Source organism: Vasconcelosia minhoensis LEGE 07310 (assembly GCF_015207255.1).
Taxonomy (GTDB): Bacteria; Cyanobacteriota; Cyanobacteriia; order Phormidesmidales; family Phormidesmidaceae; genus Vasconcelosia; species Vasconcelosia minhoensis.
The window spans coordinates 80,567-90,912 of record NZ_JADEXG010000015.1 but is presented as its reverse complement, the minus strand read 5'-3'; the positions used below and the strand labels follow the sequence as shown (position 1 = coordinate 90,912).

At 55.3% G+C, this 10,346-nt stretch carries 11 protein-coding genes; 7 read left to right on the top strand and 4 right to left on the bottom strand.

Features of this window, described 5'->3' with window-relative positions:
* From IQ241_RS08615 to IQ241_RS08600, 4 genes are all read left to right on the top strand, one after another.
* Positions 1–303 (top strand): DUF4351 domain-containing protein (locus tag IQ241_RS08615; RefSeq protein ID WP_193906030.1); only part of this gene is annotated, 303 nt, incomplete at its 5' end.
* A 4-nt stretch (positions 304–307) separates the two neighbouring features.
* Positions 308–946 carry a glutathione transferase gene (yfcF, locus tag IQ241_RS08610; protein WP_193906028.1) on the top strand — a complete coding sequence of 213 codons (639 nt, stop codon included), beginning with the start codon at positions 308–310 and terminating at the stop codon, positions 944–946.
* Positions 947–1,081: 135 nt separating this feature from the next.
* The gene (locus tag IQ241_RS08605) at positions 1,082–2,236 is read left to right on the top strand and encodes an imelysin family protein (protein ID WP_193906026.1); all 1,155 of its coding nucleotides are present in this window, start codon (positions 1,082–1,084) and stop codon (positions 2,234–2,236) included.
* 7 nt (positions 2,237–2,243) lie between these two features.
* Positions 2,244–3,611, top strand: coding sequence for a di-heme oxidoreductase family protein (locus IQ241_RS08600; protein WP_193906024.1), 1,368 nt, complete (start codon positions 2,244–2,246; stop codon positions 3,609–3,611).
* A 7-nt stretch (positions 3,612–3,618) separates the two neighbouring features.
* Here the strand turns inward: IQ241_RS08600 and IQ241_RS08595 are convergent, their stop codons facing one another.
* Complete coding sequence (locus tag IQ241_RS08595) at positions 3,619–5,262, bottom strand: alpha-amylase family protein (protein WP_193906023.1); 1,644 nt, start codon at positions 5,260–5,262, stop codon at positions 3,619–3,621.
* 161 nt (positions 5,263–5,423) lie between these two features.
* Here IQ241_RS08595 and IQ241_RS08590 point away from each other — a divergent pair, with 161 nt between their 5' ends.
* The 3 genes from IQ241_RS08590 (at position 5,424) to IQ241_RS08580 (ending at position 7,864) form a co-directional block, all read left to right on the top strand.
* A complete protein-coding gene (locus IQ241_RS08590; RefSeq protein ID WP_193906021.1) occupies positions 5,424–6,293 on the top strand; it encodes a DMT family transporter in 870 nt (289 codons plus the stop codon).
* A 473-nt stretch (positions 6,294–6,766) separates the two neighbouring features.
* Entirely contained in the window at positions 6,767–7,099 is a 333-nt protein-coding gene (locus IQ241_RS08585; protein WP_193906019.1) for a cupin domain-containing protein, read from the top strand.
* Between the two features lie 138 nt (positions 7,100–7,237).
* Positions 7,238–7,864 carry a hypothetical protein gene (locus tag IQ241_RS08580; protein WP_193906017.1) on the top strand — a complete coding sequence of 209 codons (627 nt, stop codon included), beginning with the start codon at positions 7,238–7,240 and terminating at the stop codon, positions 7,862–7,864.
* Here the strand turns inward: IQ241_RS08580 and IQ241_RS08575 are convergent.
* The 3 genes from IQ241_RS08575 to IQ241_RS08565 all read right to left on the bottom strand — a co-directional run bounded on the left by IQ241_RS08575 (position 7,841) and on the right by IQ241_RS08565 (position 10,226).
* Positions 7,841–8,548, bottom strand: a complete 708-nt coding sequence (locus IQ241_RS08575) for a 4'-phosphopantetheinyl transferase family protein (RefSeq protein WP_193906015.1) — start codon at positions 8,546–8,548, stop codon at positions 7,841–7,843. The two genes, IQ241_RS08580 and IQ241_RS08575, sit on opposite strands and share 24 nt — an antisense overlap.
* Positions 8,549–8,734: 186 nt before the next feature.
* Complete coding sequence (locus IQ241_RS08570; RefSeq protein WP_193906013.1) at positions 8,735–10,009, bottom strand: NAD(P)/FAD-dependent oxidoreductase; 1,275 nt, start codon at positions 10,007–10,009, stop codon at positions 8,735–8,737.
* A 25-nt stretch (positions 10,010–10,034) separates the two neighbouring features.
* On the bottom strand, positions 10,035–10,226 hold the full coding sequence (locus IQ241_RS08565; protein ID WP_193906011.1) for an NHLP leader peptide family RiPP precursor: 192 nt from the start codon (positions 10,224–10,226) through the stop codon (positions 10,035–10,037).
* Positions 10,227–10,346: the final 120 nt, after the last annotated feature.

Genomic DNA, 10,346 nt, shown 5'->3' with positions numbered 1-10,346 from the left:
CAGGAAGGTCGTCAGGAAGGTCGTCAGGAAGGTCGTCAGGAAGGTCGTCAGGAAGGTCGTCAGGAAGGTCGTCAGGAAGGTCGTCAGGAAGGTCGTCAGGAAGGTCGTCAGGAAGGTCGTCAGGAAGAGGCAGTTCACCTGAGCTTTCGACTGCTGAGGAAGCGGTTTGGCGAACTTTCGGAGGAGATGCAGGCTTCAGTGTCGGCGTTACCCCTATCTGAGCTGGAGGAGCTGAGTGAGGCTGTACTGGATTTTGCCAGCTTAACGGACTTACAGAGTTGGCTAATAGAGCGTTCGAGCTGAGCTTTTGAGTCACTACACATTCATGCTTTATGCTGACTCGCAGTTCTTCAGCCCCTATGCAATGTCGGTATTTGTGACGCTAGTTGAAAAGGAGGCTCAGTTCGAGCTTCAGACAGTTGATTTGCAAGCTGAAGCGAACCAAAGTCCCGACTATCAGAAGTTGTCTCTGACCAGCCGTGTACCAACGCTGACCCACGGAGACTTTCACCTGTCAGAATCTTCTGCCATCTCAGAGTATTTGGAAGATCTGCTGCCCCCGCCAAAATACAGGCGGGTCTATCCCAGCAATCTTCGGGAAAGAGCCAGAGCCAGACAAATTCAGGCCTGGCTGCGCAGTGATTTTTTACCTATCCGCACCGAGCGTTCAACCGAAGTCGTATTTTCTCAGCCGGTGGACACCCCCCTCTCCGATGCGGCACAAGCCTCCGCAGACCGGCTATTTACTGCGGTGGAACGCTTGTTAGTGGACGATGCCCAAAATTTATTCGGCGAATGGTGCATTGCCGATACTGATCTAGCGCTGATGCTGAATCGGCTGGTGCTAAACGGCGATAACGTGCCCGAGAAGCTAGCGGCCTATGCCCAGAATCAGTGGGAAAGGCAATCGGTGCAGCGCTGGAGGCAAATCGAACGCTCACTTTAGAGGCTTAGGACCGCTCATCTACGGGCTGACTTACCGCTGCATGGGTAGAGCAGCTGATAATTTTAATTGCAAATATATCGCATTAGTCCTACGCTATTTTTAATCTTTAGTTGTTTAGTTGAAAGTAGAGTCAAGATGCGATTAAAACCGATTGGGCTATTTTTGGCAGTAGGGCTGACCAGCAGTCTGGTCGCCTGCACGACCTCCGCGCCTGACGTCAGCGACGCAGAATCCCCCGCCGTCCAGACGGAAGCAGCCGGCGGTGAAGGAGGCGAAGGCGGTACCGTAGATCTGGCCTGGAGCGGGGAATTTGCCGATCGCGAGGTGATTGCAGGCTTTACCAATCGAGTCGTAGTGCCCAAGTATGAGCAGTTTGAGGCTGCTGCTCAGGAGCTAGCTACAAGCCTCGATCAGTTTGCCAATGCGCCCAGTGAGGCGTCCCTGACGGCGGCCCGTGAAGCTTGGTTGGAAGCGCGCTCAGTCTGGGAAAGAACCGAGAGCTTTGCCTTCGGTCCGGCGGGCTCCCTAGGCTATGACGCCGCACTCGACACCTGGCCAGTTAATGAAACTGATATTCAACAGGTGCTGGCGAGTGATGAGCCGCTAACTGCCGAGCAGGTTGCGCAGCTGCCCGACAGTCAGAAGGGGATGCACACGATTGAGTATTTGCTATTTGGCCTAGAAAACGATAAATCCCTCGACCAGTTCAGCGATCGCGATCGCGCCTACCTACAGGCCCTGGGTCAGGATCTCAGCCGAGTTTCTAGCGCGCTGCTAGAGAGCTGGCAGGTGGGCATAAACGGCCAGCCGCCATACCGGGAGGTAATCGCCCAGGCGGGAGAGAATAATACGGTTTATCCCACCCTACCTGCCGGAGCCCAGGAAATGGTAACTGGGCTGATTGAGTCGCTGAACGAGGTAGCAGCTGAGAAGATTGGCGTGCCTTTAGAAGAGCAGGACCCGGTCAATCTAGAGAGCCGCTTCAGTCACAACACCCTCGCCGATCTGAAGAACAACGTCATCGGCGCTCGCGCTGTCTACTACGGTCAGGCGGGGGCTGAAACAGCTGCTGCGGACAGTCTGAGCCGCTATGTTGCCCAGCGAGACGCTGCCGCAGACGAACAAATTCAGGCTGAATTTGAGGCCGCGATCGCGGCTCTAGAAGCAGTGCCCGCTCCCTTAGAAGAAAGCGTCACCGACCCTGATGCCGCGCCCGCTCTGCAGCAGGCCCAGGACGCTGTGCTAGCGCTGCAAGAAACCCTTGAAACCCAGCTCGTTCCATTAATTTAAAATTTCTATGGCCCCGGTTCTCTCATCCCAACTCCCTCGCTGGAAGAAATATCTGGGGCTGCTGCTAGCGGCAGCTGTCCTGGGCGCTCTCCTTTCCTTTGGGCTTAATTCCTGGCGCAGCTCTTCTCCTGGACAGACCGGGGCCGGGGGAGCAACCACCGTTAACAACCGCTCCTCCCGGGCCTTTTCTCAGCCTGCGCCGGGTCTCTCGGCAGCAGAATTTGACCAGCACGCTGAAGGAGACGCCAACTTTGAGGCGGTCTTTGTCACAGCGCCAGCGCAGGTAAATCCGGGATTGGGACCGCTGTTTAACAACGCCGCTTGTGTCGGCTGCCATATTAAAGACGGTCGGGGGATGCCCGAGCCGGGGCAGTCGCTGGTGCGGGTGAGCCTGCCGATGGGCGAGGTCAACCCGGCGATGGGCGTGGTACCGGTGCCTGAGATTGGCGTACAGATTCGCGATCGCGCCGTCTATGGCCATGTCCCTGACGCGCGGATGGCGATGGACTGGCAGACGCAGGTAGGCCAATATCCTGACGGGCGGGCTTATGAACTGAGATCGCCCCGGCTGAAGCTAACTCAAGCGGACCCCGAGAAGCCTTTACCTGATGACATGCTGACCTCGCTGCGGGTGCCACCGCCAATCTTTGGTAGCGGCCTGCTGGAGGTGGTGCCGGAAGTCGCTATCCTCGACCAGGCCGACCCGGACGATCGCAACCAGGATGGCATTTCGGGCCGTCCCAACCGGGTATGGGACCCCGGTGCTCAAGCTGAGGCCCTGGGTCGCTTTGGGTTCAAAGCCAACACGGTCTCGCTCGAAGTGCAGACGGCGGTAGCTTACTTCAACGATATGGGCGTGACCAACCCGGTTTTCACAGGCGGCCAGGCCAGCCCCGACGTCGATCAGAAAACGCTAGATACCACCACATTCTATGTTCAAACCCTGGGCGTTCCGGCGCGGACGCTGCGCGATAATCCCCAGGTGCAGCGGGGCGAAAGGCTGTTTGCCCAGGTTAGCTGTACGGCCTGTCATGTGGCCACGCTCAAAACCGGCCCGGCGGATATTCCGGTGCTGGCGAACCAGACCATTCATCCCTATACCGATTTACTGCTGCACGATATGGGTGGGGGCCTGGCCGACAATCGTCCAGACTTTGACGCCAGCGGCAGCGAATGGCGGACGGCGCCGCTGTGGGGATTAGGCCTAGTGCAAACGGTGCTGCCCTACGCGGGCTATCTACACGATGGCAGAGCCCGTACGATCGAAGAGGCGGTGCTCTGGCACGATGGCGAGGCGGCTGAGTCAAAGGCGCAGTTTATGGCCCTCGGGGAACGAGATCGCGCTGCCCTACTCCAGTTCCTCAATTCTCTCTGAACCTCTACTACAGCCGCTTTCGCCCGATCCGCAGCCAGCGATAGCCGTAGCCCGCCAGCGGAATACCCTGCTGAGGTTGGGTAATCGGCTCGTAGGACTGGTCGCCAAACAAATCGGTCCAATGATTTTCGGAGCTATCTTCTAGCGTTAGCTTCGTCGTACAGTCCTCAGCGGCTAGATTATGCAGCGTGACCAGGGTGCCGTTGCGCCAGCGATATTGCAGCGCCAGCACGCCGGGGCTATCGGCCTTTAGAATCTTCCAATGACCCCAGCCCAGTTCGGGGCATTCTTTGTGCGTCCGAATGGCTCGCTCCATCCAGTTCAGCAGCGAGTCAGATGCTTTTTGCTGTTTGACCACGTTGAGCTGGTGATAGCCGTAGGGGCCTGTATCGATGACAGGGCGAATCAGCTTTTCCGCCGGTGCGGTCGAAAAGCCGCCGTTGGATTCGTTGGACCACTGCATCGGCGTCCGAATAGACTTCCGCTGTTCTAAGGATAGGTCGTCGCCCATGCCGATTTCTTCACCAGCTTTGAGGACGGGGGTGCCCGGCATCGTGAACATCAGGCTGTAGGCGAGGCGAATCCGTTTGGGGTCGTTTTGTACTAGCGGTGGAAAGCGTCGCCGCAGGCCGCGATCGTAGATCCAGACTTGTGCTTTATCCTGTTCAAACTGGGTGAGAATTTCTTCCTGCTCGGCTTTGGAAAGCTTGTCTAGCGATAGCTCATCGTGATTGCGAACAAAATAGGCCCACTGCCCGGTATCGGGAATTTCAGGCGGCGCGTTTAAGCCCTCAATTAAAGGAGCCGCAGACTTACGGGCAAAGGCCAGCATCAGATACTGGTTGACGATGAAGTTGAACAACATCTGTAGCTTTTCACCCTGACCAAAGTAGTGAGGCACATTCTCCATCGCCACGTTCGCTTCAGCCAGAATAATTGCGTCGCCGCGCCGCCAGGAGAGAAAGTCTCGCATCTGCTTTAGATACTCGTATGGCTCGGCTACATCAGCCTGTTGCTCAATACCCTTCAGCTCGATTAAAAAAGGAGCCGCGTCGACCCGAAAGCCAGAAATCCCGAGCTCTAGCCAAAATCCCATAATTTTACAAAATTCTTCGCGCAGCTCGGGATTGGCAATGTTGAGGTCGGCCTGGTGATGATAAAAGCGATGAAAATAGTAGGCTTCTGCTTTTTCGCTGTAGGTCCAGGTGCTCTCCTGATAGCCGGGGAAAATGATGCCCTCTTCGGCATCAGCAGGTTTTTCCTCGGACCAGACATAGTAGTTACGATACTTAGACTGCGGGTCTGCGCAGGCGGCTTGGAACCAGGGATGGTCGGTCGAAGTGTGATTGATCACCAGGTCAACGATCACCCGGATGCCGCGATCGCGGGCCTGCCGCAAAAACTCCACGAAGTCGCCCAGCGTCCCCAAGCGCGGATCGACGCTGTAATAGTCGGTCACGTCGTAGCCATTGTCCCGGTTGGGCGTGGGATAAAAGGGCATTAGCCAAATGCAGGTAATCCCCAGCCCGGCCAGATAGTCGAGTCGGCCTAGCAGACCCTCAAAATCACCGACCCCATCGCCGTTGCCGTCCATGTAGGTTTCAACATCGACGCAGTAGATGACGGCGCTTTTGTACCAGAGGTCAAGCATGGCAGGTGGAGGTGAAGGCCAGCTGCTATCGTACCGTTGGAGAGCGCGATCGCGCTATTCCCTATCTTAAGCATTCGATAGGAGTAGACTGCGCAAGAAATTACAATACAGCGCCGGAGGCGCTCGATAAGTTGGGGACAGCGGTTTAGAAGCAGGTTGTCATGCGGATCGGACTTTTACTCATTGGTTTGGCTGCCATTTCTTGGGGAACGACGGGGACGACGCTGGTTCTGCTCCAGCGGGTAGTGGTGATGAACCCGCTGGTGGTAGGCTTTTGGCGGATGGCCCTGGCGGCACCGCTGTTACTCTTCCTGTCCAGCAGGCAGCCCAGGCGGCAGCTCGCTCAGGTAAACGGACTGACCTATCTCGGCATGGGAGCCTGCATCGCGACCTACCAGGTCTGCTACTTTGCCGCTGTTCCCCTGGCGGGCGTCGCCGTAACGGCGCTGGTGGCAATTTGCTCAGCGCCGCTGTTTGTAGCGCTGCTGGCCGCCTGGCAGCTAGGAGAAAGGCTGACGGCTAGGCTCTACACGGCCCTCGCGTTGGGTCTGACTGGAACGACGCTGCTAATCTCAGGTCCGCAGTTCGCGATCGCGCCCCGTTTTCCGATCGGCGTTGCGCTGGCGCTAGGGTCTGGTCTTTCCTATGCGGCCTATGCCGTCATTGCCAAAGCTCAGGTGGCTAAGACCGCGCCGCTCCAGGTGGCAGCGCTGGGATTTTCGGCGGCGGCGCTGTGGCTACTGCCCGCGATCGCGCTTCAGTCCAGCTGGGCAGACTGGTGGCTGGCGCTGCCCTATCTGCTTTATCTGGGCGTCATCGCGACGGGAATTGCCTATGCTATCTACATGGTCGGCCTGCTCAGCGTGCCGGTAACGGTAGCGAGCATCGCCACCCTGCTAGAGCCGCTGACGGCTGCTCTAATTGGGGTTTGGTTCTTTCGGGAACCGCTGGGCTCGCTGGGGATGGTCGGCGCCGGGCTGTTGGTGAGCGCGATCGCGTTTGTCGGTGCTACCCCTGGCCAGTATCAGTGATTTTCGACTGAAATAAACCGAGGCTCCATTCGGTGCAAAAGATGAATTAACTGCCCCCCAACGATAGAATTTTGTGCCAAAAATGGGGGCTGCTCGGCCACACACAGGCCCATCAAAGTGAGTTCCAAGAGATGTTGATAATCATTAACCCGCAGGAATGGCTGGATTTGAATAACGCTGTTGTCCAGTTGCCAGCCCTCTGAAGCGGTTGGCCCGCTGCTGTGGGTTTTCGCTGTTTTATTCAGCACGCTAGGGTACTGACTTAATCCAAAGAGAACGTAACTCACATCCAAGAGGTCAATATTGTGAAGAAGTCATTTTACATAACCCTGCTCGCGAGTTTGATCTCCATTGCCTTGCTATCGTCCATAGCAAATAGGACTTGGGCGGAGATAGCAACCCCTGATGCTCCAAATTCTTCGCAGGCACAGACGGTTTTGCCTGATCGCCTTGAGTGGAGCTCGAATCCAGCTGTGACAAGGGTAAAAAGCGCGATCGCCTGGGGCAATTCGACTGATTCAGAACTGTGTATCCTGTTCGGAAAAATGAATCCTGGCACCGCTTTTCCAGCTCATACTCACCCCGACCCCCGAATCACAACCGTCCTTGCGGGCACCATGTATTATGGTATTGGAGAACAGTTTGACCGCGCTGAGCTGAGGCCTTACCCAGTGGGAACTGTCGTCTATACCCCGGCTGGGACACCCCATTTTATGTGGACAGCAGGCGATGAGTCGATGATGCAGGAAACAGAAGTTGGCCCAACTGGCTTGAGTTTTGTCGCTGGGGCTGAATCAGGCCAGTGATCATGGAGGTTTCAGATCTCATCGGCAGAAAGGATGGCGGCTATCTGCGCCGATGCTGCTATTGACATTTAGATAAGTCGTTTCCGATAAATTAGTGCTATCGTGAAACGTACTTATTGTTGTCAATTAACTATTTGTATGAGCAACCCTACTTTATCGACACTGAAGGCGGTTGAAGCTGAGCTGCTGGAACGAGAAATGAGCCTGGCCGCTCAGCAAGCTGAACTTCAAAGGCGGCTAAATGCCCTGCGGTCGGTCATGCCGATGTTTCAAGACATTGCGGTAGGGGCTGAGTCACTACCCGCTGAGCCACTACCCGCTGAGCCACTACCCGCTGAGCCAATAGAATCTACAGATGCTGACGAAGCGGAGTCTTCAGCAGCCACCGCACCTAACCTGGAGAAAGCTGAACTGAACTCAGTTAAAGCTGAATCCAATCAAGCCAAAGCCCAAAAGCGGAAGAAAGCTGGCCGAGTCAAGAAAGACGGCAGAACTGCCGACTGGCAGAGCTACCTGCGTGAAGGTGCAGCGGAGAAACCTCTGCAGGAGGCGGTTCTATTCTTTCTCCAAACCCAGCCTGAGGCTCCTTTTTCCGTTGCCGATGTGATGACAGCGCTCTTTAGAACCGTTGAAATGCCTAGAGGGCAATATTTAAAGGCCCGTAACCGGATTTCGAATATCCTCTCTATTGGTACCCGTGATCAGAACTGGTATCGGGTGAAAACGGGTGTCTACAGCCTTTCAAATACTGCGAAAGCGGCCTAGCGTATCAGCCAATTCTGCCCCTTTGCGTTCAACGGCCAGAGCCGCAATATAATCTGGGTCATCGACGATGAGCTGGAGTGAGAACTGACGGGATGAGCGTTGAGAAAACTGGACCTGTCTGGAGGGAGTCTGGGGGAGCGCGACAATTTCTATGTGTTCTATATCCCTGAGTCCGACTCCGGTTGCTTTAAGCAAGGCTTCTTTGCAGGTCCAAAGCTGAAAAAAGACTCTGTGTTTTTGGTCGGGTGGGTAAGCGGTCAGCAGCCGGCATTCATCGGGCGAAAAGCACTGTTCAGAAAGGGCTACGATGTCTGTAGCAGTTCTTACCTGCTCTAGATCAATACCCAGGCTGCGATCGCGCCCGATCGCAATCAAAACGAGCTGGCCTGAGTGGGATAAGTTAAAGTCAATGGTCATTCCGATAGCGTTTGCCAAAAAGGGTTTACCCTGGGGGCCATAGCCAAACCGGATTTCCTGAGGCTCAATCATCATATAGCGGCTCAAAATCAGCCGCAGGCTGCCGCGGCTAACCGCGTACTGCTGCCGACTCTGCTCGCGGCAAAAGCGTGAGGCCTTTTGTTGCTCATCGGGGGATAGCAGCGCTCCAAGCTGCCTGAGCCGAGCAGGCGTTACTGCTAAAGTCTGCTGCCAAAGGTGAACCTGACCAGACACTAAGGTGAGCATCTGCTATATCCTACTTTTGTAGATGCCCTGTCTGCCCTCATCCTAAATCCTTCTCCCAAAACGGGAGAGGGTCTTTGAATCCGGCTCACCTGCTCTCCCCGTGGGTGAAAAGGTTGGGGGATGTAGAGCTTTGCTCTTCTCGGAGAGTGGGCGCTTTCCTGTATCTGCGTCATCGGAATGCACCCGTTAGTTTTTCGAGAGCTGGTTGACGATGGCCAGGGCGGAGGAAATGCCGCTTTCATGGAAGCCGTAGGAATCAATACCGCGATTTTTGACGTGAAAGTAGGTGCCAGAGAAATAGATAGGGCCGGTCTCGTTCAGCTGATGGATTTGTTTTTGGGCTTCGAGGGTGCCCATGTCGTAGGCGGGATGGCGGTAGCGAATGACCTTGATCACCTGCTGCGGGTCGAGGTCGAGGGGCGGCGTATCTAAAGAGACGAAATAGTCTTTCTCAGCTTCAAAATTATGTACCTTGTTGGCATAGTAGGTGACAAAGGTATGCACCTTTCCTGCCTTTTCGACCTGGCCATAGTTCCAGGATTGCCACTTGGATTTGTCTACGTTGAGAATTACCGGGTCGGTATGCACGGTGACGTCGGTGCGGTGATATTGAAAGCGGCCTAAAACCGACTGCTCCAATTCCGTGGGCTCAGCTACCAGCGCCAGGGCCTGGTCGGCGTGGGTAGCAATCATTGCCTTGTCATAGCGCGCCTCTCCTTTGTCTGTTTTAACGAGCACGCCGTCGCGATCGCGACGCACTGACAAAACCGCTTCCTGGGTTCGGATCGGCCGCTTGAGCAGCGACTTGACGCGTTCGACATAGCGGCTGCTGCCGCCCTTGACCGTCTCCCATTCCACCGAGCGGCCCCCTAGCCCGCCCTTATCGTGGGTCATGAAAAAGCTAATAAAGGTAGAGGCCGGAAACTCCATCAGCGATTCAGCTGGAATTGACCAGACCGCCGACCCCATCAGGACGACAAAGTTATCGCGAAAGGATTGGCTATAGCCGTTTTGGTCGAGATAGTCCTGAAGCGGCACGCGGGTTTTGCCTGCCCAGAAATCTTTGCGCGACTGGGTGAAGAAGCGATTGGCCTCGTGGTAGATCTCGACAAAGTCAGCGTCGTAGCGGGCTTCAACTGCTGCTGGGTCGAGGCCAAAATCTTCTGAGTTAAACTGGAGGCCGCTGTTCAGATTGTAAAAGTTGAAGCCGCCCAGGTGGCGCTGGGTAGAGACGCCGATATCTTCAAAGAATTTAAACAGGTTGGGATAGTTGGGGCGATTGCAGACGACGAAGGCCGTATCAAAGGAGAGCAGCCGATCGCCCTCGGCTACGTCCAGGGTGTGGGCATGGCCGCCGACGCGATCGCTCTTTTCAAAAATATCGATCTCATAGCGGTCTTGCAGATAGTAGGCAGCCGGGGTACCTGAGATACCAGAGCCAATAATCGCGAGTCTCTCCATGGCCATTCCAGAGTAAATTTAACAGTTAGGGACGGTAGGGCAGCACAATGTACAGCGTTGTCGCCGTCTCTTCAAGTACATAAATCGTGATGTGTGCAGGCTGAATAATCCCGACTTGTGCCATCGCCTGCTTTGGATTGAGAATCAGGGCCTGCCTAAACGTTGCATTTTGCGAAGCTCGGCTAATCAGAAATTCTTCAATCTCTCTGCGGTTCATGCGAACAAGCCAACAATCTTTGACTTGAGAATAGATAAGATCTAGGCCGCAATCAATGGAGAAACTTTCGGAAACCTAGGAATTTTTTTGATTGTTTTAAGATTTGAGCCCGGCCGGTTC